This is a genomic window from Roseburia hominis A2-183, from assembly GCF_000225345.1.
Lineage (GTDB): Bacteria > Bacillota > Clostridia > Lachnospirales > Lachnospiraceae > Roseburia > Roseburia hominis.
Genome location: NC_015977.1, coordinates 3034937 through 3057902 on the forward strand (window position 1 = coordinate 3034937; position 22966 = coordinate 3057902).

At 51.7% G+C, this 22966-nt stretch carries 21 protein-coding genes and 1 riboswitch; of the genes, 3 read left to right on the plus strand and 18 right to left on the minus strand.

The window, feature by feature from the left end:
- Positions 1-157 precede the first annotated feature (157 nt).
- From RHOM_RS13615 to acpP, 10 genes are all read right to left on the minus strand, one after another.
- The gene (locus RHOM_RS13615; protein WP_014080881.1) at positions 158-421 is read right to left on the minus strand and encodes a DUF4321 domain-containing protein; all 264 of its coding nucleotides are present in this window, start codon (positions 419-421) and stop codon (positions 158-160) included.
- A 4-nt stretch (positions 422-425) separates the two neighbouring features.
- On the minus strand, positions 426-878 hold the full coding sequence (locus RHOM_RS13620; protein WP_014080882.1) for a MarR family winged helix-turn-helix transcriptional regulator: 453 nt from the start codon (positions 876-878) through the stop codon (positions 426-428).
- Between the two features lie 46 nt (positions 879-924).
- Positions 925-1908: a beta-ketoacyl-ACP synthase III gene (locus RHOM_RS13625; protein WP_014080883.1), complete on the minus strand. Its 984-nt coding sequence runs from the start codon at positions 1906-1908 to the stop codon at positions 925-927.
- A 17-nt stretch (positions 1909-1925) separates the two neighbouring features.
- Complete coding sequence (locus RHOM_RS13630) at positions 1926-3635, minus strand: acetyl-CoA carboxylase carboxyl transferase subunit (RefSeq protein WP_014080884.1); 1710 nt, start codon at positions 3633-3635, stop codon at positions 1926-1928.
- A 7-nt stretch (positions 3636-3642) separates the two neighbouring features.
- Entirely contained in the window at positions 3643-4080 is a 438-nt protein-coding gene (fabZ, locus tag RHOM_RS13635) for a 3-hydroxyacyl-ACP dehydratase FabZ (protein WP_014080885.1), read from the minus strand.
- Positions 4080-5321 (minus strand): beta-ketoacyl-ACP synthase II, encoded by a 1242-nt coding sequence (fabF, locus tag RHOM_RS13640; protein WP_014080886.1) that lies wholly within the window; start codon positions 5319-5321, stop codon positions 4080-4082. Before fabF ends, fabZ begins: the two co-directional genes overlap by 1 nt.
- Before the next feature lie 32 nt (positions 5322-5353).
- Positions 5354-6079 (minus strand): 3-oxoacyl-[acyl-carrier-protein] reductase, encoded by a 726-nt coding sequence (gene fabG, locus RHOM_RS13645; RefSeq protein ID WP_014080887.1) that lies wholly within the window; start codon positions 6077-6079, stop codon positions 5354-5356.
- A 13-nt stretch (positions 6080-6092) separates the two neighbouring features.
- Positions 6093-7028 carry an ACP S-malonyltransferase gene (gene fabD / locus RHOM_RS13650; protein ID WP_014080888.1) on the minus strand — a complete coding sequence of 312 codons (936 nt, stop codon included), beginning with the start codon at positions 7026-7028 and terminating at the stop codon, positions 6093-6095.
- A 1-nt stretch (position 7029) separates the two neighbouring features.
- Positions 7030-8010: an enoyl-[acyl-carrier-protein] reductase FabK gene (fabK, locus tag RHOM_RS13655; protein WP_014080889.1), complete on the minus strand. Its 981-nt coding sequence runs from the start codon at positions 8008-8010 to the stop codon at positions 7030-7032.
- A gap of 74 nt (positions 8011-8084) precedes the next feature.
- Positions 8085-8318 carry an acyl carrier protein gene (gene acpP, locus RHOM_RS13660; RefSeq protein ID WP_014080890.1) on the minus strand — a complete coding sequence of 78 codons (234 nt, stop codon included), beginning with the start codon at positions 8316-8318 and terminating at the stop codon, positions 8085-8087.
- A 207-nt stretch (positions 8319-8525) separates the two neighbouring features.
- Here acpP and RHOM_RS13665 point away from each other — a divergent pair, with 207 nt between their 5' ends.
- From RHOM_RS13665 to thiT, 3 genes are all read left to right on the plus strand, one after another.
- Positions 8526-9581 (plus strand): FIST signal transduction protein, encoded by a 1056-nt coding sequence (locus RHOM_RS13665; RefSeq protein ID WP_014080891.1) that lies wholly within the window; start codon positions 8526-8528, stop codon positions 9579-9581.
- 26 nt (positions 9582-9607) lie between these two features.
- On the plus strand, positions 9608-10582 hold the full coding sequence (locus RHOM_RS13670; protein WP_014080892.1) for a methyl-accepting chemotaxis protein: 975 nt from the start codon (positions 9608-9610) through the stop codon (positions 10580-10582).
- A 38-nt stretch (positions 10583-10620) separates the two neighbouring features.
- Positions 10621-10722, plus strand: a riboswitch (TPP riboswitch).
- 45 nt (positions 10723-10767) lie between these two features.
- Positions 10768-11451 carry an energy-coupled thiamine transporter ThiT gene (thiT, locus tag RHOM_RS13675; RefSeq protein WP_014080893.1) on the plus strand — a complete coding sequence of 228 codons (684 nt, stop codon included), beginning with the start codon at positions 10768-10770 and terminating at the stop codon, positions 11449-11451.
- A gap of 610 nt (positions 11452-12061) precedes the next feature.
- Here thiT and RHOM_RS13680 read toward each other — a convergent pair.
- The 8 genes from RHOM_RS13680 to RHOM_RS13720 all read right to left on the minus strand — a co-directional run bounded on the left by RHOM_RS13680 (position 12062) and on the right by RHOM_RS13720 (position 22937).
- On the minus strand, positions 12062-13000 hold the full coding sequence (locus RHOM_RS13680; RefSeq protein WP_014080894.1) for an ROK family glucokinase: 939 nt from the start codon (positions 12998-13000) through the stop codon (positions 12062-12064).
- A gap of 129 nt (positions 13001-13129) precedes the next feature.
- Positions 13130-15460, minus strand: coding sequence for a PBP1A family penicillin-binding protein (locus tag RHOM_RS13685; RefSeq protein WP_014080895.1), 2331 nt, complete (start codon positions 15458-15460; stop codon positions 13130-13132).
- Positions 15461-15535: 75 nt separating this feature from the next.
- The gene (locus tag RHOM_RS13690) at positions 15536-17179 is read right to left on the minus strand and encodes an ATP-binding protein (protein ID WP_014080896.1); all 1644 of its coding nucleotides are present in this window, start codon (positions 17177-17179) and stop codon (positions 15536-15538) included.
- 43 nt (positions 17180-17222) lie between these two features.
- Entirely contained in the window at positions 17223-18275 is a 1053-nt protein-coding gene (locus RHOM_RS13695) for a metallophosphoesterase family protein (RefSeq protein ID WP_014080897.1), read from the minus strand.
- 542 nt (positions 18276-18817) lie between these two features.
- Positions 18818-19771 (minus strand): ROK family glucokinase, encoded by a 954-nt coding sequence (locus RHOM_RS13705; protein ID WP_044025060.1) that lies wholly within the window; start codon positions 19769-19771, stop codon positions 18818-18820.
- Between the two features lie 249 nt (positions 19772-20020).
- Entirely contained in the window at positions 20021-21223 is a 1203-nt protein-coding gene (locus RHOM_RS13710) for a hypothetical protein (protein WP_014080900.1), read from the minus strand.
- Between the two features lie 135 nt (positions 21224-21358).
- Positions 21359-21907, minus strand: coding sequence for a stage V sporulation protein T (spoVT, locus tag RHOM_RS13715; protein ID WP_014080901.1), 549 nt, complete (start codon positions 21905-21907; stop codon positions 21359-21361).
- Positions 21908-22094: 187 nt separating this feature from the next.
- Positions 22095-22937 (minus strand): helix-turn-helix domain-containing protein, encoded by an 843-nt coding sequence (locus RHOM_RS13720; protein WP_014080902.1) that lies wholly within the window; start codon positions 22935-22937, stop codon positions 22095-22097.
- Between the last annotated feature and the right edge of the window lie 29 nt (positions 22938-22966).

A 22966-nucleotide genomic window follows, 5' to 3' on the forward strand; every position in this document is an offset into this window, starting at 1 on the left:
TTTTAGTATAAAATGTTTTCATGTGCAATCTTTTTTTCTTTATTCCGCTAAATTGTTAAAGCTTTATAGCAGGATAGCAAAACCGGAAAAAACGCCTCCGGCAGAAGACTCTCTCCTGCCGGAGGCGTTTGGCTATTCTTTCCTAATTTCAAATCTCTTAAATCAAGCGATAAATAATAATCGCAATCAGCACGCCGATAATGCTGGCGATGGTAATCTTGATTGATAATCCGAATGTGATCACCAGAATGCCCAGATCCAGCACAATCGGGCTGGCGAAGCCGAAGCTCTGCCCATAATTCAGCCAGCTAAGTCCCGAAACACCTGCAGCAGCATTTCCGATAAAACCGCCCAGCATAATTCCTGCCAGAAGCATTAAAAACAGCGCCCAGTTATTCTTGCCCAACGCTCCTCTGCTCATATGTCTATTCCTCCTCCAATCCATATTCCTCTTGAAAATAGTCCACGAGCTTTGCCAGCGTATAGATCAAAATCGGCGTCTCCTGCTCATTCAGCTGTCCCTTGATGTTGGCGATCATTTTGCGGTGAAACTCTTCGTGATGCGCATATGCCGCTTTTCCTTTGTCCGTCAAGTACACCCACACCACGCGTTTGTCCTGCTTGCTGCGTTCTCTTACGGCATACCCCTTCTCAGTCAGGCCATCCATCGCCTTCGTCAGCGTACCGGTCGTGACATCCATCAGCTTTGCCACCGCCGTCATGCTTTTCGGCTCCTTTAATCCGATGGCTTCTATAATATGAAAATCGTTGTAGCTGATGTCCTTAAATTCCTCATTCACCAGACATCTCGCCTCAATCTCCATAATATCCTTGAATAGCCTTACCAGTAATTCGTTCAATGTCTCATCCGTGGTCATGTATCATACTCCTGTTCATAGCAGTATCTGTTCCCGACCACACCGCCTACACCGCCTGCCAGCGGAGCACTGCTGCGCCCCACGTAAGACCGGCTCCAAAGCCTGCCAGTACTATTTTACTGCCTTCTCCTATCATACCATGATTATTGACATTATCAAGTAAAATCGGCACGCTCGCCGAGGAAATATTTCCATACTTCTGCAGATTTGTGGGAAATTTTTCCATCGGCTGATGCAGGCGTTTCGCCACTGCCTCGATGATTCTAAGGTTCGCCTGATGCAGCAGGAAAAAATCGATTTCATCCATCGAAAGCCCTGCCTCTTCCACCGCCCCGGCAATTACTTTCGGCACCGTGCGCACCGCAAACTTATAGACCTCCTGCCCGTTCATGGACACGTACGAGAGCGCGGTGTCGCCCTTCACATACGGATTGTGATTTCTGCGGTTGTCACAGCGCAATACCATCCCGCCCGCGCCGTCCGTTCCAAGCACGGTGCTTAAGATGCCCGCATGCTCCTCCGCCTCATCTGCTTCCAGCACTGCCGCACCTGCGCCATCCCCAAACAACACACAGGTACTCCGGTCGCTCCAGTCCATGATCCGCGACAATGTCTCCGCACCAATTACCAGCGCCCGCCGGCTTCCGCCGGCTTCCAGATAGTGGCGTGCAATATCCATCGCGTATAAAAAACCCGAGCAGGCGGCACTGACGTCAAAGGCGACCGCCCGGCATGCCCCGAGTGCGCTCTGCACCTCGCAGGCAAGGTTCGGGAGCAGCCGGTCCGGCGTGATCGTCGCCGCAATGATCAGCTCCAGCTCCTCCGCGTCCATATGTGCAGATGCAAGTGCCCGCTTCGCCGCCTCCACTGCCATTTCTGTCGTTGTCTCTCTCACAGCCAGATGTCTGGTCTCAATTCCCGTCCGGCTTCTGATCCACTCATCCGATGTATCCATCCATTGACTAAGATCATCGTTCGTCACACATTTTTCGGGGACTGCACTTCCGGTGCCCACGATCTTTACCTTCATATCGGGTCTCCTTCCTTTTAAAACACGCGGAATCTCTGATAGCGCTCCGCAGCGAGCTGATCCCCGGTTTTTCCGTTCTGTTTTTTCAAAAATGTTTTTATATGCCTCTTCATGTAACGCGATATGGAAATCAGTGCCGGCTGATCCGCCATGCCGTACTCCGGTATGATCTCCTCAATCACGCCGAGCGCTTTTAAATCCTGCGCGGTAATTTTCATGACGCCACTCGCTTCTTTTGCCCGTCTGCCATCCTTCCAGAGAATCGATGCAAACCCTTCCGGCGATAAAATGCTGTAGGTCGCATTCTCAAGCATCCAGACCTCATTTCCAACAGAGAGTGCCAGCGCACCGCCGCTTCCGCCTTCCCCGATCATAATGCAAAGAACCGGAACCTTTAAGCCGGACATCTCATACAGGTTTCTCGCGATCGCCTCGCCCTGTCCGCGCTCCTCCGCCTCCATGCCGCAGAAGGCGCCGGAGGTGTTCACAAATGTAATGACCGGACGCTTAAATTTTTCCGCCTGCTTCATCAGCCGGAGTGCTTTCCGATATCCCTCCGGCGACGGCATTCCATAATTCCGGTGCATACATTCCTTTAAATCTTTTCCCTTATGCACACCGATCACTGTGACCGGCTGGCCATCCAGATACGCCACACCGCCGACAATCGCCGGATCGTCCCGGAACTGCCGGTCTCCATGTAATTCCATAAATTCGTCAAAAATCTGCTCTATGTAGTCCACAGACGCCAGCCGGTCCACCTTTCTCGCTGCCTTGACCTTCTCCCACGCGGACAATGCTTTCGCCTTTGTGGCGCGCTCTTTCATCAGTTCTGTCGCCTCGAGGCAGTCTGCCTCCCGCACCGGATCGAAATTGGCATAACCTTCTTTTTTGTGATGCAGCTTTAAGATGCGGTACAGGGTAAGCTTTAGCTCCTTCCTCTCCACAATCCTGTCAACAAATCCGTGCTCCAGCTGAAACTGTGCCCGCTGAAAACCTTCCGGCAGCTTTTCCCCGATCGTCTGCTCAATCACGCGCGGTCCCGCAAAACCGATCAGTGCCCCCGGCTCCGCCAGGATGATGTCTCCAAGCATGGCAAAACTTGCCGTCACGCCCCCGGTCGTCGGGTCTGTCAGCACCGGAACATACAATAGCCCCGCTTCCGAATGCCGCTTCAATGCCGCAGATGTTTTTGCCATCTGCATCAGGGAAACGATCCCCTCCTGCATTCTGGCGCCACCGGAGCAGCAAAACAGGATGACCGGCAGACCTTCCTCTGTCGCGCGTTCCACCGCACAGGCAATTTTCTCCCCCATCACATGCCCCATGCTGCTCATCAGAAATCTGGCGTCGCAGATGCCAAGCACCGTGTCCTCACCGTATATTTTACAGTGACCTATGGTGACCGCCTCATGCAGTCCGGTCTTTTCCTTTGCCGCTTTTACTTTGTCCTCATATCCCGGGAACTCCAGCGGATTCGCCTCCGCCAGATCCTCGAACCACGAGGTAAACGTTCCCGCATCCGCCACCATGCGGATGCGGTTTCTGGTGCGCACCCTGAAATAACTGCCGCACTCATAGCAGACATACAGATTTTTTTCCGCTTCCTTTTTATTGATCTCCCTGCCGCAGGCCGGGCACACAATCGTCTCCTGCAGCGCCTGTGCTGCCTCCACCGGTGTTTTTTCTGCCGGTTCTTTTTTCCGCTTCTGAAACAAAGCCGCCATTTTTCCTCTACTCCTCCTTGCTGCCGATTGCAAACGTAAGCTCCGCCGTGCAGACAACCTCCCCGCGCACAGACGCCGTCGCACTGCCGATGCCGATCGGTCCTTTCTGCCGGATGATCTCCGTCGTCAGGGTCAGCACATCCCCCGGCACCACTTTTTTCTTAAATCTGGCACGGTTAATCTCCGCAAAATACGCGGTCTTTCCACAGTTTTCCTCCATACTTAAGATTGCCACCGCACCGGTCTGCGCCAGTGCCTCGACAATCAGTACCCCGGGCATCACCGGTTCCCCCGGGAAATGTCCTCCGAAATAAGGTTCGTTGTAGCTGACGCATTTTCGCGCCACCGCGCGTTTTCCGGGCTCCAGTTCTTCCACCGCATCGATCAGCAGAAACGGCTGTCTGTGCGGAAGGATCTCCATGATCTGTCCGATCTCCAGTTCCATCACGCCTCGCCTCCATATCTCTTAAGTAAAAGGCTCGCATTGTGCCCGCCGAATCCAAGGGAGTTGCTGAGCGCGTACGGCACCTCCATCGCCACCGCCTCCCTGCAGTAGTCAAGATCCAGTTCCTCATCCGGTGTCTGGTAGCCGACGGTCGCGTGCACATAATTTTCCTGCATTTCCTTGACGCAGGTTACAAACTCCACGGCGCCCGCAGCCCCGAGCAGATGTCCGATCATCGATTTTGTGGAATTGATTTTAAGCTTCGTGGCATGTTCCCCAAACGCAAGCCTGATTGCGCGCGTCTCAAACAGATCATTCAGATGTGTCGCCGTTCCATGTGCATTGATGTATGGAATCTCGTCCGGTTTTACCCCCGCATCCTTCATGGCATTTTCCATCGCACGCGCCGCGCCCGCACCGTCCTCCGCCGGAGATGTAATATGGTAGGCATCTGAGGAACATCCGTAGCCGGCTACCTCTGCATAAATCTTCGCTCCACGCTGCTTCGCATGCTCTAACTCCTCCAGCACGACGATTCCCGCGCCCTCTCCCATGACAAACCCGCTCCGCTCCTTATCAAACGGCAGGGAACATCGCTTCGGATCGCTCTCGGACGACAGTGCCGTCAGCGCCGTAAAGCCGGCAATTCCGATCGGACAGATGCTGCCCTCCGTACCTCCTGCGATCATGACATCCGCTTCCCCATACTGGATGCTCCGGAACGCCTCGCCGATCGTATTCGTGCCGGTCGCACAAGCCGTCACATCGTTGATGCTTTTTCCCTTGAAGCCAAACTGGATCGACACGTTGCCTGCTGCCATGTTGGAAATCATCATCGGCACCAGAAGCGGATTGACACGTCCCGGTCCCTTTTCCAGAAGCTTCTTATATTCGCGTTCGATCGCCTGCAGACTTCCGACGCCGCTTCCGATCGCTGTTCCCACCAGATACGGGTCTTCCTTCTCCATCTCAAGTCCGGCATCCGCGATGGCCTCTTTCGTTGCCGCCACCGCATACTGGCAAAACAGTTCCATGCGTTTTGCCGCCTTGGGATCCATATAATTTTTCCCGTCAAAATTCTTTACTTCCGCTGCCAGATGGCATTTATATCCAGATGCGTCAAAATGCGTGATTTCCCCAAATCCTGTCTTTTCTTCCCGCACCGCATTCCAAAATTCTTCTACAGAGTTCCCGATCGGCGTTATCACGCCCATTCCGGTTACTACGACCCGTCTTCTCATACCTGCCTCACTTTCTTTCAGTTACTACTCCCTTACATACACATGCCGCCGTCCACAGAGATCACCTGACCGGTGATATACGCGGCCTTGTCTGATGCCAGAAATGTCACAAGTTCTGCCACATCCTTTGTATTTCCGCATCTCCCCAGTGGAATCTGTTTTTGAACGGCTTCCTTTGCGCTCTCTGTCATGGCATCCGTCATATCGGTCTCAATAAAACCGGGTGCCACCGCATTGCAGGTGATCCCCCGCGACGCCAGTTCCCTTGCCACACTTTTCGTCAGTCCGATCACCCCCGCCTTGCTTGCACTGTAATTTGCCTGCCCGGCATTCCCCATCACACCGGACACGGACGAAATATTGACAATTCTTCCATAACGCTGTTTTAAAAAATAGCGGGACGCGTGCCGTATCGTATGAAATGTTCCCTTCAGATTTGTCGAAAGAACCGCTTCAAAATCCGCCTCGCTCATCTTCATCAGCAGACCGTCCCTTGTGATTCCGGCGTTGTTGACTAAAATATCGAGATGCCCATACGTCTCTATCATCGTTTTGATCATGTTTTCGCAGGCTTCAAAATCCGCCACATCGCACTGCATGGCGACTCCGCCGATTTTCTCCGCCAGTTCCTGTGCCGCCTGTCCCGATCCGCGGTAATTCACGACAACAAACGCGCCTTCCCTTGCAAGTGTTTCTGCGATCGTACTGCCGATCCCTCTTCCCGCTCCGGTCACAAGCGCTACCTTTCCTTCCAGCATCTGACTCTCTCCTCTACTTTGCCATATATTCCTTGAAGTCACCCATAGTTTCCACATTGTATACCTGCACGGTATCTGCCGGGACTTCGGTCTGCTTTAAGATCTTTTTCATAAATCCGCTCAGTGTATGACCTGGACCGATCTCCACAAACGTATTCACACCATCCGCAAGCAGACGCTCCATAGACTGCTGCCAGCGTACCGGTGCACACACCTGCTGTTTCAGCAGCGGCTTCACAGCCTCCGCTTCCCGGACATAGTCCGCCGTCACATTCGCCAGATACGGCAGCTTTATCTCCCGGAGTGTTACCGCCGCAAGCGCCTCTCCCAGCTTCTCTCCCGCCTCTTTTAGCATGGGCGAGTGAAACGGCCCGCTGACCTTAAGCGGCACCGCACGCTTCGCACCGCTCTCTTTGCACTGTTCGCCTGCCACCGCAACTGCCGCTTCCTCTCCGGTGATTACAATCTGTCCCGGGCAGTTGTAATTCGCAATGGATACCGTGCCCGCAGTCTGTCCGCAGATCTCCTCTATTTTTTCCGCGTCCAGTCCCAGCACCGCCGCCATCGCGCCGCCGGCCGGCACCGCCTCCTGCATGTAGATGCCGCGCTTTCTCACAAGCGCAAACGCATCCCTCTGCTCCATCACGCCGCTTGCCAGCAGTGCCCCGTACTCTCCGAGACTTAATCCTGCCGCCACATCCGGTGTTCTTCCTTCTGCAAGCAACGCCTGAAGGATCGCCGCCTCCACGGTCAGCATGCCAATCTGTGTGTATTCGGTGATATTTATTTTCTCATTTTCTTCAAAGCAGAGCGCCGCAATATCCAGACCGGACGCCTCGGATGCCGCCGCAAACACGTCCCTGCTCACGGGAATCTGCTCGTAAAAATCTCTGCCCATACCGATGTACTGTGCTCCCTGTCCCGGGAACAAAAATGCTGTCTTTCCCATGTCATTCTCCCTTATCCGATGTGCGTCCCAAGAAGACGCTCTTCTTTTCCCAAAAATCTCCGTCACCTAAAAGCCCCGCGGTCTGCGCCATCAGTTCCTCTATCATCTCCTGACAGGTCTGTTCTTTTTTCACAAGTCCCGCGCACTGTCCTGCCATCAGGCTGCCGTGCACCACATCCCCGTCCATCACTGCCTTTCGCAAGGAGCCAAGCGTCAGCTGCTCCAGTTCCTCAAATCCGGCGCCCTCTTTTTCGAGTTTTAAATATTCGCGGCTCATCGCATTGCGCAGAACCCGGATCGGATGTCCGGTGCTCATGCCTGTAACCTCGGAATCAATGTCGCGCGCCTTTACGATCCGTTCCTTGTAATTTTCATGTACAATAGACTCCTTCGCCACGACAAACCGGGTTCCCATCTGTACCCCCTCTGCGCCAAGCATAAAGGAGGCTGCGATCCCTCTTCCGTCCGCGATACCGCCCGCTGCAATGACCGGAACCGACACAGCATCCGCCACCTGCGGCACCAGCGTCATCGTCGTCTGCGCACCGATATGTCCGCCGGACTCCATTCCCTCTGCAATCACAGCGTCCGCGCCAGCACGCTCCATCATCTTCGCCATGGCAACGCTCGCCACGACCGGGATGACCACCACGCCCGCCTGCTTCCATGCCTCCATGAACTTTGCCGGACTTCCCGCACCGGTTGTGACAACCGGCACTTTCTCTTCTATGACAATCTTCGCCACTTCCGGCGCGTTTGGATTGAGCAGCATGACGTTCACGCCAAACGGACGGTCCGTCCGCGCCTTTACCTCACGGATCTGTTCTCTTACCACTTCCGGCGGCGCGCTTGCCGCTCCGATGATTCCGAGTCCACCCGCGTTCGACACTGCTGCCGCCAGGTGATATTCCGCCACCCATGCCATACCACCCTGAATGACCGGATATTTTGTTCCAAGCAATCTGCTTACCCTTGTTTCCATACTTCTCCTCTTTTCTTCCTGCCGGTCTTTTTTCTTACCCTTAAACACCGGTATGTCCCGGCTGCTGTCTTCGCCTATGCTGTAACCCCGCGGTTCTTCAAATATGTGATCACATCTCCGACCGTCACGATCGATTCCAGATCCTCCGACGGAATCTCCACGCCGAATTCCTCCTCCAGCGCCATGACAAGTTCAAACAGATCCAGCGAATCCGCACCCAGATCTTCCTTTAACTTTGTGTTCTCTTTAATCTCAGACTCCTGTACGTTTAACTGCTCCGCAATGATCGGTCTCATCTTTTCTAACATGTTTCTTCTCCTTTTCCCTGTTCCTTTTAATTATTTGCTTTTCAAATATTTTGATAATCAAATTATTCGCCTTTCAAAGTATATGTCTGTCCTGTTTGATTGTCAAGGTATTTTTTGGAAACGTTTCGCTAAAATTGCGTTAATGCGTTGAAATATCATGCAAAATTGCTTACAATATTCGTAATAAGATGTGGGAGGAGTTCGCTGATGAAACAATATTTTGGAATGAGCCAGACAGGAAACTTAAAAGAAGCTGCACAGGGCGTTCACGCTCCGGGACTTCTTATCCTGATGTCCAACGCAGACCAGTTTGAGGCACACGTTACAGAACTGGAATCCCTTTTCCCGGGAGTCCCGAGCATTGGCTGTATCGGCATGAGTTACAGTACCAGGGTCGTCGAAAAGGGAGTCGGTCTGGTTGCTTTTTATGACAATGTCACCGCTGTTGCCAACGTTTTGGAGCAGGCATCCACCATGCCCGTCAAATACATCGAACGCATGGAACAGGATTTAAAAAATGTCCACGCAAGTTCGAAAGATACCGTCTGTATTGACCTGTGTACCGGAAATGACGCCTGTGTGCTGACCACGATCCACAGCATTCTCGGCAAGGTGGGAATTCCGCTTGTCGGCGGCACCGGGGATAGCGGAAAAGTCTCTGTCAACGGAACGATCTATGAAGACGCCGATGTCTACGCTTTTGTGAAAAACAACGGAGGAAAAGTTGCTGTCTACAAGGAGAATCTCTACAAACCGATGCCAGGCTACCGCTTCATCGCTTCCAATACCGACCGCAGCAGATACTATGTCGGCGAGTTAAACGGCAAATCTTCCAAGCAGGCTTATATGGATGCCTTACATATCAGCGAGAGCAATATCATCAACCAGACTTTCCACAATCCGCTCGGCAAAATGAACGGACAGGACATCTGTATTATTTCCTTAAAGGAAGTATCCGGGAATGGTCTCTGCTGTTACAGACAGGTCAATGATTCCGATGTGCTCGTTCTTCTGGAAGAACAGGATTACAACGAGATTCTGGATGAGACGCTGCAGCGCATCCGCCGCGATTTCAACCATATTTCCGGCGTTTTCTCCATCAACTGTGTTTTCCGTTACCTTCTGTTCTCACAGGAACACCATATGGAAGATTATCTGAAAACCATGTCCACACTCGGTGATCACGCCGGTCTGATCGGATTCGGAGAACATTATAATCAGCAGTTCGTCAACCAGACCATGACCTGTGTCGTATTTGAATAATCTGTGATAGAAAGAGGAGGATTTCCATGTTTTCATTAAAAACACCAAAGAATGCAGCTGCTGCACCAGCCACGTCCACCAGCCGCTTAGATCTTCATCCTGTTACGCATATTGCGGACTGCCTGTTAGATTACCAGAAGCAGCTCTCCACCAGCGAAGTGCACTCTTTAGATGAACTGCAGTCCATCACACAGGCATTCCAGCTCGTTCTGGACGAAAATGCCGCGCTCCGCGAAAAGCTGGATTCCTTTCATGAGCTGTTCGGCGATGTGGACAGGGCTTCCGGTGAATTTGCTTCCGTCAAATCTGACATTGCCAGCTCTGTCGGTCTTGCACAGCAGCGTGTTGACGGATTGAAAGACAGCTCCAAAGAAGTGCAGGAGCGCTTTTTGGAAATGCAGAACACCTTTTCCGATTTCCAGGTTTCCGTTCAGAAGATCAAGGACTGCATGGCACAGATCATCTCAATTGCCAACCAGACAAACATGCTTGCCCTGAATGCTTCGATTGAGGCTGCCCGCGCCGGAGAGCAGGGAAAAGGCTTTGCGGTCGTTGCCGAGGAGGTCAAAAATCTTGCGAGTGAGATCAAGAGTCTTGTCAGCACGGTAGATATCAGCATCGGCGACGTCGAGCAGGGCACCGCCAACCTGAATACCAGTATTTCCACCTCGCAGGACGCCTTGAACCAGAGTATGGAAAATGTTGATTCCACGTATGAAGTGTTCGATCAGATCACAACCGCTGCCGGCGGTGCGGACACTGTACACCAGCAGATTACAACCGCCATGTCCGCCGCAGAGCAGAAGCTGGACGAAGTCAGCCAGTCCTTCAGCCTTGAGGAACGGCAGTTTGACGCTGTTATGGAGCATATCAATCACGCCAATGATCTCGGAACCACCAAGAGTTCCCTCTTCGAGGACATGACCAATCTGCTCACACAGATTGCGCCGCTCACAGAAGAACTGGAGAAGAACACAATCGTACTTGACAATTCCAAATAGAATCGTTATAGTAAAGTTCGTTATAATAATATCGAATATGAAAACGCTAGGGGTGCAGATTCTGCTGAGAGATGATCGTTCATTGACCCTTATTACTTGAACCGGATAATACCGGCGTAAGGAAGCTTTTTGCAATAACGCAGACAAATCCTCCTGGCTACATATTCACCAAGGAGGATTTTTTTATGAATAACTTTTTTGCTACACCGGAAGGCGGCTGGGGTGACGGTTCCGTCCATCTGACTACCGTCGGTATTGCAATCGTCATCGCAGTCATCGCCCTTCTTCTGATTGTTGCCGCTATCGTGCGCCACAAGAACGCCACGCACAAGTCCGCACTGACCACAAAGCAGCTCGTCTACTCTGCTGTTGCGATCGCGCTGGCCGTTGTGTGTTCGATGATCAAGCTGTTCGACATGCCAATGGGTGGTTCCGTCACTCTGCTGTCCATGCTTTTCATCGTTCTGATCGCTTACTGGTATGGTCCGTATGTCGGCATTATGACCGCAGTGGCTTACGGCCTGGTGCAGTTCGTACTGGAGCCGATTTTCTACACAATCCCGCAGATGCTCTTGGACTACCCGCTGGCATTCGGTGCTCTGGGTCTTGCCGGCTTCTTCAATAAGAAAAAGTGGGGACTTCAGATCGGATATATCGTTGGCGTTATCGGACGTTTTGTATTTGCAACGATCTCCGGCGTTGTATTTTTCGCAGCATACGCCCCGGAAGGCATGAGCCCGCTGGCATATTCTGCCGGCTATCAGGCATCCTACCTTGTTCCGGAGGCAATCATCACCTTGATTATCATCTGCATTCCACCGGTATCACATGCACTTGCGGAAGTCCGCAAACGCGCCGTGGAAGCGTAGGCAGCGCTATAAAAAGGACTGCCGCCCCCGCGCTTTGCACTTTAAAACGGGATACGTTTTATTATAAGAATATTGGAGAATATGAAGTTCCAGAATGCAACCAGAGGCGGCAATTCTTTGAAGCAAAATCCGAGGATTTCTTCCGTGCCGCGTCGAACATCGAGTTCTGTGTCTTTCCACGTTTGGACAGTCCCCGGGGCGTGTCCGACAAAACACAGACAATGAGCGGACTTTCTGGTGCCCCTAGTGGCACCGCTTCACAGACAATATAAAACCGCGCGAACCGAAACTCGTTATCATCTGCTATTGAAAACAAGGCAGATGATAACTCAGACATCGGCTTCGCGCGGTTATGTTGTGTTCAGTGGTGCCAACAAGGGGCACACACAAAAGTCCTTAAATTGTCTGCGGTTTGTGGACACGCCACGTGGAATGTTCCAAACTTGGAAAAACACAGATGATCAAGGATGTTCGACGCGGCATGGTTAGAAATACCGGATTTTGCGCTTAGAATTGCCGCCTCCGGTTGCATCTGGAACGTGATAGTCTCTGCTTCCCATAATAAAACGTATCCCGTTTATAGTGCGATGCACGCGGGCGAAAGCCCTTTTTAATCTAAGAGCATCTCTACGCAGCCGTACATTCCGGCGTCATTCCCGAGTCCCGCAAGTACGAACTTTGTGTTGGCGCATGCGTGGAATGAAGTGGCAACAAAGTGCTTCTTCACTGCATCCGTGAGAATATCACCAGCTTTGGAGACGCCTCCACCGATTACGATGACCTCCGGATTCACAACACATGCGATATTGGAAAGTGCTGCTCCTAAAATGCCACATACCTCATCGACAACTTCAAGCGCCACTTTATCACCCGCTTTGGCTTCGTCAAATACGTCCTTTGCGGTCAGATCTGCATGTTTTCTAAGCGCAGTATCTTCGGATGCCTTCTCGAGGGTACGCTTCGCCACACGCACAACTCCGGTTGCAGACGCATACTGCTCCAGACAGCCGTACTGTCCGCAGTTACACTGCTCCTTCTCGTGTGCATTCACTGTAATATGACCAATCTCGCCACCGGCTCCGTCAAATCCGGCTACAACTTTTCCGTCGACAATAATGCCGCCGCCGACTCCGGTTCCCAGCGTTACCATGATGACATCTCTGCAGCCTTTTGCCGCACCCTGCCACATCTCGCCGAGTGCCGCCACGTTTGCATCATTTCCTGCCTTCACCTTCAGTCCGGTCAGATCTCCAAGTTCTTTTTCTACATTTACAACACCCCAGCCGACGTTCACGCAGCGGTGTACCACACCGTCATTTTTTACCGGTCCCGGCACACCGACACCGATTCCCTGCACATCGTTCCTGGAGATTCCCTTTTCTGTCAGCTTTCCCTCAATCGCCTGAGCCACATCCGACAGAATCGATGCTCCGCCGTTTTCCTTATTCGTCTTGATCTCCCATTTGTCAATGAGCTTTCCATCCGTCTCAAAAAATCCGATCTTGCAGGTCGTTCCCCCTACGTCAACTCCAAATGCATATTTTTTCATGCTTCCATTCTCCTGTTCCCTATTTGTATCCTTGCATCGTTTTCTGTCCGTTATGTACTCTGCCGATGCCTTTACCCATGCTTATGATAACGTTTCCAGTCTTATCTGTCAATGTTAAGGTGTATTCTCTTAAGGTGCCCCGGGCGCTGTCTCCTGCGGCGTATCCGAAGCGTTCTCCCCGGATGACTGCGCTGCATTTTCCTGCGCTGCGTCGGATGCATTTTCCTGTGACGTTCCTGTTGTATTCTGCTGCGAAGCGTCTGACGGCTGTTCCTGTGTGGCATCCGGCGTATCCGATATCCCCTGCCCGTTTTCCTGTGAAGATGACGGAACATCCGTCGCACTTCCCTGTGGCGTGTCCGGTGTATCCGTCACATTCTCCTGCGGTGTGTCTCCATTCTCCGCCGGCGTTTCCTCCTGTGCGCTTCCCTCATCCGTTGCTGCATCCTCTGCGTCTGTCTCCCCGGAAGAAGCATCCGGAATCTGCGTATAGGGCAGAAAATCCAGCCATTCCAGTCCTTCATGTGCCTGCTCCATAAATGTCTGCCAGATTTTTCCCGGGTAGGTATTGCCCATCAGGCTGTCCATCTCTTTTGGCATATCGTATCCAACCCACACGCTGGTCGTGTAATATCTCGTATAGCCGGCCAGCCAGCCGTCTTTGTGGTCGTTGGTGGTTCCCGTCTTTCCGGCGCACGGCATATCCGACAGTCCAAGTCCGCGCCCCGTACCGTTGGTAAAAACTCCCTTCAAAACATCCGTCATCATCCGCGCCGCATTCTGCCGGTAGACTTCCTGCCCCTCCTGCGCTGCAAGATAAACATCCGCCCCGTCATCGCCGGTGATCCGCATAATACAGGTCGGCTCGCGGTACACCCCGTCATTGGCGAGCGCCGCATATCCGGCCGCCATCTCCAGAGGCGACACACCGTTGGTAAAGCCGCCCAGCGCCGTCGCCGGTACATAATCCGCCGCATCCAGCCTGGAAAAATGCATGTTCTCAAGATAGGACAGACCGACCTGCGGCGTCAGTTCTTCATAGAGCTTCCACGCAATGGTATTGATTGATTTTTCGACTGCGGTGCGCACCGTCACATTTCCAAGGTAGGTACCGTTCGCATTTTTCGGTCCGTCTTCCACCGGTTCATCCACAACAATGCTCTCCGGCGTATAATTCCGCTCGAACGACGGCGTGTATACCGTGAGCGGCTTAATCGCACTTCCCGGCTGACGGTAGCTCTGGTAGGCGCGGTTTAACGTGTATCCGTCAAAATCCTGCTCCCTGCCGCCCACCATCGCGCGCACGTAGCCGCTATCGTTGTCAATGCAGACTGCCGCCCCCTGCAGATCATAAACACCCTCGTCATTTTTCTCCGTAAAAGCGGATAAGGTATCGTCAACTGCCGCCTGCAGTTCCTCCTGAAGCTGCAGGTCAAAGGACGTATAAATCTGATAGCCCTCCGTGTACAGCTGCTTCTGGCACTCGCTGTAGGATTCGCTGTAAGCCTGCTCGTAAGCCTCCCTCTCGCCCTCCGTTGCAAACTGATACTGGAACACAAACCCGGCCTGCTCCATCAGAGCACGGGTCGCACAGTAATAGGCGTACGTTTCCACGTAATTATTTTTTTCCATCGCCTCCGGCCGCTTTAAGGTAATGTTCTCCGCTACCGCCGCTGCATATGCCATCTGTGTAATCTTGCCGTCATCCCGCATTTTACCCAGAATCCGGTCGCGCCGCTCGACTGCATGATCCATGTGGGTAACCGGATCATACACGGTTGGATTGTTGGGAATCGCACATAAAAATGCGATCTGCGAGAGATCCAGATCCCCGACCTCACTGTCGAAATAGCCGCTGCCTGCTGCTCCGATTCCATAATACCCGTTGCCATAGTAAATATTATTCAGATAAAATTCCAGAATCTGATCCTTGGTATATTTTTTCTCCAGATTCTGTGCAATAAAAATCTCTTCCACCTTGCGCTGCCAGGTCTTCTCCTGCGTCAGAAATACATTTCTGGCAAGCTGCATTGTGATCGTGCTTCCCCCCTGCGTGATCTTCCGGTTTTCAAGCAGTGATTTTGCCGCGCGCACAAGCGCTCTGAAATCCACGCCTCTGTGCTGGTAAAAACGCTGATCCTCCATACAGACCACCGCATCGATCACGGGCTGCGGTATCTCGTCGCGCTTTAGATAATAGGACGCTCCCTGGTCATTAAGCCTGGATATCACACTGCCGTCAGCCGCATACACAACGCTTGTGCGGTACCTCCGGAACGTCTCCTCCGTCGAATTCCGTACCAGACTGTCCGCTTCCTTGCGGATGCTGCCCACCTCTGAGGCATATCCGCCAAGGACATAGTAGCCCAGCCCGCCGAGCACCAGCAGGGAAAGGACAAACTGTACTTTGACAAATATCCAGAATCCCCGATATTTTTTCTTCTTTTTCTTTGCAGCCACCGTATTCCTCCCTGCCCTTTTCTCGCGTGTCACGCTGTGCCGTCCTGCCCCTCTTTGCCTACAACGTAAACGGTACTATAACTCTATCATGTGATATGCGATTCCCAGTTCCTCCAACAGCTTCTGCTCCCGTCTCTGGCAGGTAAACAGGATCGTCTGCGTCCCGTTCGCCGCCAGCAGCCGCAGCGTCTGCCGCAGACGGTCATCGTCATACATTGCAAAGGTTTCATCCAGAAGCAGCGGCAGCGGTTCTTCCTGTGTCACAATGCTTCCGACTGCCATGCGGAACGCAAAATAGAACTGTTCCAGCGTTCCTCTGCTGAGCGCCTCCGGCAAAACCTCTCTTCCCTCCGTCTGCACGCGGAGCTTTCCCGTTTCGTCCACTTCCGCCAGATCGTATTTTCCCTCTGTAATCGCAGAGACATATCTGGATACCACACTGTTGATCTCATCTCTCCGCTCGTCCCCGTATTCCCTTGACAGGCGGATGATCTCATTTTTTGCCATCTCGACGGCATCAAGTTCCAGCTGGAGTTCTCTCTCCCGTGCGCCCGCTCCGCTGCATACTTCCAGCTGTTCTGCCAGATTGCATCGTCTCGTTTCCTTCTCCGCGAGTGTTTCCTCCAACCCTGCAAGCAAGCGTCTGCTCTGCTTTTCCGACTCCGCAAGCCGGATGCGCACCGCGTCCTCCGCTGCCGCGCTCTCTGGCGCCTCCGCCGTCTCCTTCCCATTTTCTCCTGCACGCGCCTGCCCCGCGCTCCTATGGCGCAGTATGCCTGCCACTCCGATGCCGAGCAGAATGGCAAGAACGCCTTCCGCCGCCGCAAACAGCTCCGGCGCATAACCCGCGCGGTGATACCACCATGCATTTCCTGCCAGTCCCACTGCTGCCGCCAGTCCCAGAAAAAGGCTTCTCACAGGAAAACCGTTTCCGTCAGCTCTCCTTTCCCTGTCTGACGCAGTCCCCGCATTTTCCGCAGTTCGGGCATCTTCCGGTCGCTGTCCGTCTCTCACCTGCGGGTGCATCCTGGCATACGCCCGCATATCCGCTGCCGCCTTCTCGATCTGCTCACGAAGCCTGCCGCAGTCCTCCTCGAGCATGCGCCGCTCCACGGTAAGCTGCTGCAGCTGTTGTTCCCGCTTCTCCTGTTCACTTTTGATCTGCGACTGCAGGCTTCTCTTTTTCTGCTCCAGTTTTTCCACCGCACGCGTCACGCGGATTCCCGCATTGCCCCCGTCCGACATATCGGAAAGATACTCTGCCAGAAGTCCGGTCAGCTCTGCTCCCGTCACCGCCCGGCACTGCGGAATATCACAGGTGTTCTCATACGCCTCCCGGGTGACCCCTCCTAAAAGCATTCCAAGATCTCCGTACGCGACGGACAGTTCCTCCCCGTCCGCCAGATTGCAGAGGCGTGCTCTCGGTTCTTTATGGTAAAAATTGCGTTCCAGATAAAACGGTCTGCCTCCGACGCTAAACTGCAGCGCGCCGCTGTAATAGGACGGTGCATGCCACGGCTCATAGCGCAGATAGCCCTCCGTCCCCTTTGCCCGTCCCCGGCCTTTTTCCAGCCCGAACAGCATCGCGGTCAGAAACGCGTGCAGCGTCGTCTTACCGGCTTCGTTTTTTCCATATACAATGTTGATCCCCGGGGCAAAATCCACGGTTCTATCTGCCAGCTTTCCAAAGCGAAAAATTGCGGCTCTGTCAATCTGCATGTCTGTCCCATCCTTTGCTTTTTGTCATACTTCAGGCATTCCGTCAGCAGTCATAGCCGAGCAGCGCATTCACACCGTACTCCAGTGCCTTTGCGGTGCAGACGCCCGGTTCTTTTTTTCGCATACTGCGTATGTATTCCCCAAGTATCGAATCCGCGTGCTCCTCCAGCAGCTTCTCGTAATCATAATCCGGCACCGTCTGGTCTGTAATATCCACAATCCGGTCGAGCTTCCCGATCTCCTGCACATCAAAGGAATACTCCGGATCTTTTTTCCCTTTGATATACAGACGGAAATACTGATACTCCGGTCTCTGCTCCAACAGCTCCTTTGCCCAGTCCCACAGCATACGGTCTGTCGTGTTCCGGTCTGCCTGATACATCTCATGACAATATTCGCAATGGCGCAGCGGATAAAAATACACATCTGCCCCCGCTGCACCGAACGTTCCCATCCAGTATCCGTGCGGCCCGGTGTCGTTGCAGTCTGTCGGCTCCAGGCTTCCCGCCATTACCGCCTTGTGCGGCATGAGCCAGCCGCTCCTGTGAATGTGTCCCGCCGCAATATAATCAAATCCGTTCTGTAATATCCGCTCCGCCGAAAACGCAATATGGCGCTCATCGCCGCCATGTGCCAGCAGGATGTTGCACCTGCTGCGGTTTACAGGGCGCAGATCATCATACCGTCTGTCACGGATCTCCCTGTGCCAGTAGCTTAGCCCGTATACGGTCGTGTTGTATTCCGGAAAATCGACTGCTTCCGCTTCCTCTTTCTTAAATACTGTCACGTTATCCGGCCACAAATCCGCGAGGTAATACGACTTTTCCCTGAGATAATCATGATTGCCGGCAATCAAAAGAACCTGTGTGTCCGGAATCTCTCCGAAAAGGCGGCTGACCTCCCGCACCTCCTTTTTGAGCGGCTGTGCGTGGAAAAGATCCCCCGTCACAAACAGAAACTCCGGTTTTTCTCTTTTTGCCACCCCGATCACATCTGCAAAAGAATCCCAGATCTGCCGCGCCCGCTGCTCACTCCACGGCTTTCCCTGATCCGGCTTTACCCCGAGATGTACGTCTGCGATATGTATAAATTTCAAACTGCATCTTCTCCGTTCTGCGTTAATTACCTCTATTGTACACTGTCGCGCCATGTTTCACAAGTTTATCCGGCATGTACCCTCTCCCAAAAATAACTGCCGGATTTCTGAAGCCGGAATGGACGATGTTTTATGATGGAGATGTCAGAAAATACGAAGTTCCAGAATACAGCCGGCAGCGACATTCTGATCGCAAAATCCGGTATTTCTAACCATGCCGCGTCGAACATCCTCAATGATCTGTGTTTTTCCAAGTTTGGAGCATTCCACGGGGTGTGTCCGCAATCCGCAGACAATTTTAGGACTTTTGTGTGTGCCCCCTTGTTGGCACCAGAAAGTCCGCTCATTGTCTGCGGTTTGTCGGACACTCCCCGTGAACTGTCCAAACGTGGAAAGACACAGAATTCGATGTCCGACGTGGCACGGAAGAAATACTCGGATTTTACTCCAAAGAATTGTCGCTGCCGGCTGCATCTGGAACTTATCGTTTTCTCTCTCTCCATACAAAATATATGCCATTCTATGCTTCAGAAATCCGGCAGTTATTTTTCCTCTGAGGTGTCCAGCAGAAGTTTCATGCTGCCGTACATGCCGGCATCATTTCCCAGACGTGCCAGTTCAAACGGAATGTCCGCACCTGCCGGCAGTACATCGGGTCTGTAATACTTCTGTACGATACGCAGGATGATCTCTCCCGCCCCGGCGATTCCTCCACCGATCACAAAGACCTCTGGATCTATCACTTCCGCCACGGCTGCGAGCGCGCTTCCAAGCGCTTTTCCCAGAACCTCCACAGCATCCAGTGCCAGACGGTCGCCTCTCTTTGCCGCATCCAGAATCTGTTTTGCCGACAGTTCCGGTGTGTCGACGAGTATCGTGTAGGGATCCTTTTTCTCCAATAATTTTCTCGTTATGCGGATCAGTCCCTTTGCGGAAGCATACTGCTCCACGCACCCGTATTTTCCGCAGACACACCGCTCAATCTCCTTGTGGAACACGGTCATATGCCCGATCTCGCCCGCGATTCCATGGGCGCCTGCGAGCACTTTTCCATTCAGGATGACCGCTCCGCCCACGCCTGTTCCAAGCGTTACCATCACCATATCGCGGTACCCCCTGCCGCCGCCCTGCCACAGTTCTCCGAGAGCCGCCGCATTTGCGTCGTTGCAGACACAGACCTTTTTCTGCAGGCGCATCTTTAACTGCTCCTGCACCGGACATGCCTCCCATCCCAGATTCACAGCGCCTCTGACAACTCCATCCCGCCCGGCAATTCCCGGTGTGTCAATGCCGACGCCTATGATCTGCTCATCCGCAAGCCCCCGCTCTCTCTGTCTGCGTTCCAGTGATGCTGCCACATGTTCTATAATATGTTCCCCCTGTTCACTGGTATCCGTTGGAATCTCCCATTTTTCCATCAGTTTCCCGCTGTCTGTAAACAGACCAAGTTTGCAGCTTGTGCCCCCGACATCTACGCCAAAACCATACTTCTCCATGTTTTCCCCCTGCCCGCAGCATCTGATCGTCTTCTCCCCCGTCAGACGCCGCCTTTTTTCTTTGTCCTCATTATAGGACAGATCCATACTGTGGAACAATTACACATCTTGGCTTTATTTTGCCATATTTGTTCTTCTCTGTATCTTTCCAATCTCCGTGCACCGTAATACAGTCTCATCTCCACTCACACGCCCGGCTGCTGTCACATCTCTCTCCGGGATACTGGTATTCTTATCCCCGTCTTGCGGTTACCTGATGTGGCTTGTGATGATTGTTCCAACCGTACGCAAAATAAATTTTCTCAGATCTGCTTCAGACATGTTGCCCACATCTATTCTGTCGCCGCTCATTTTTTCAAATTGAACCTCCCCACTGATCGAAATCACAAGGTTTATATCATGCTCACCATTATCAATCAAAAACTCATAGCCCCCTTCTTCCCCTGCTGCTTTTCCTGTCAGTTCCAGTATGGAATGCTCACCCTCCAAATCCTCTGCGAGCAATTCCAGATTCTGCATTCTGTATTCTCCTCCCTTGAACAGCAGGCGGAATGCCGTATCAGACTTTTCCGCCTCCGTAACAACCGCTGCCAGTTTATTCTGGTACACATAGACTTTTACATTGATATCCCCCATACTGCATGCTCTATCTCTGAGCTGCGAAAAGTCCTCCCCCAGCTTCAGCTTCAATGCATCTGCTGCTCCACCGTAATACGCATCGTATACCTCCTTCACTCCATCCATTACCTGCAGAAGTTCATCCTCTGTGACGGTAAATTCATACCCGTTACATTTTCTGGCGCTGCCGTCCACTATGAATTCTTCTTTTTCTGCTTTTTTTATATCGAGCGTCTTGTACTCATCGTATATTACGGACAGGATCTCCTGCGCCGCTCTGTTCTGTTCTTCTTTCGAGGTAAGTTCACGAAGTGCCGCATCGATCGATGCAACCCCATCCGCTCCCAGAAGATCCACTATGTAGCCGTCTTTCTCTTCTTTGTAATTGTATACCAGCAGATTATCTGTAAGCATCGGGATGCTTGCGCAGAGCTGCTCATCATCCAGGTTTGCCAGAAAATCCAGATTCTCCCTACCGAAAAGTGAAATCGTTCCCCCTGCCTGCAGCTGTGTATCTTTGTATTTAAACGTTCCATCAAAGTCTTTTCCCCTGACAGCCCCTTTTACACCAATCGTATATTTCCCGGATGCTATAATATCTGCAGCATTCCTATTCTCAACAACCGTGGGCAGATCTTTTATGGTATTTCTTGCTGCAAGCAGAATCCTGTTACTTCTGCTCAAAAATGCTCCGCTGCAAATTCCAATGATCAAAATAATTGCCGCCACAGCCACTACGCCGATCGTCCATATGATTTTTTTCGGCACCTTCCTGCCAGACTTTCCATCTGCTTTGGTCATTTCCCCCATCGTCACGTCAGGTTTTTCGCTCATATGTTTCCACCTTTCTAACTTTCCATGAAACTCATTTGCTTTATGAGATTACCATGTCTCCCGGCTTCTTTCAAGGCATATGCCCAAAAAGGCACCTGAAACACACTGTTTCAGATGCCTTTTTCCAGTTCTGTTCTACTGTTCCATCTGTCTGCCCAGAAAGCCTGCCGCCGCCGCCGCAAGTTTGCTCTCTGTCTCTCCCATTTTCTCCCGTTCTTCCCGTGAGCAGAGGATCACTGCGCCAATGGCGTCCCCCTCACAGATAATCGTGCTGATTGCCTGCTGTCTGTACTCGCCGGCATCGTCCGCCGTCAGTTTTACAAATGCCTTTTCGTCGTCAGAAGCTACCAGACTTTTCCGCTCACCGATGATCTCCTCCAACTGTCCGCTGATGGGCTTGCCCTCAAAATCCTTCTTGCCACTGCCGGACGCCGCGACCACATGATCCCCGTCCGTGATCAGCACCAGATATCCCGTCGTGTGCGCCAGACTCTCGGCGTATTCCCCGGCAAACTGGCTCAATTCTCCGATGGGCGAATATTTTTTTAAAATAATCTCTCCCTCACGGTCGGTAAATATCTCAAGCGGATCTCCCTCACGTATGCGAAGCGTTCTGCGGATTTCTTTGGGCACCACAATTCTGCCCAGATCATCTATTCTACGCACGATTCCCGTTGCTTTCATAAATTTTCCTCCAATGCTTTATTTTCGCAAGAGCGCTTTGTCTGTTTCCATCTCTGTAGATAAAGCCTCTCTTATTTGCTATATATTAGCTTGGGAGTTAGTATATGGGAAAACTGAAAAATTTATTCGGGAAACTGTCCGCTACCCATTGCATTATTTCAAACATGATACTGCTGTTTTTATCAATTTATCTTTCATTCCTATCGATCTGCAGATTTTTATAATATTGCATTGGAGTAACACCATACTCTTTCTTAAATGCCCTGAAAAAATGATTGTATCCGCCAAATCCTCCAAGTTCATAAACCTCACGGATACTTTTTCCCTGTTCTATATAGTGTCTGCACAGATCCAGTCTGCTCTTTACAATATATGAATGTGGCGTTTCGCCTGTCATCTTCTTGAATTCTCTCACAATATGATAGCGGCTTACATAAAACTCGTTTTCCAGGCGCTCCAATGATATATCTTCTGTCAGGTGTTCTCTTATATATATGAAAATATCATCCATTACAACATGCTTTTTCTTATTTAATTTTAGCTGTACGTCCTCCTTGACAGACGACCGCAACGCAAGTACCAGAAGCATTGTCAGTAGGCTTTTCTCATACAATGTGTGCGCAAATTTAGGAGATTCCTTAAGCATTGAATACAGCTTTTTGGAAATATTCTTTATAAGCATGGCAGATTCACTCTCAGAATGAACTGTCTTAACCTGAAAGGGAACGATATCAAATGCCTCGTCAAGTCTTGTATTTTCATCTGATAAGCTCTGCAATAACTCTGTTCCCACATAGAGCACATATAGTTCTAACGGATATTTGTTTTTTCGATATTCAATCTTCACTTTATTGCCAGGCTTAATAAATATTAAGTCCTCCATGGTACAGACCGCCTTTTCATTTTCCTGACGTAAATATCCCATACCACCTGTCACAAAAATAATTGTATGGTTTTTCTTCTGTCCAAAACTGCGCTGTCCGCTATCTTCTATTTTTATATATTCCATCTCATAACTCTGTTTTTTCATATGTTAATTTTGCACATTCCAGCATCCAT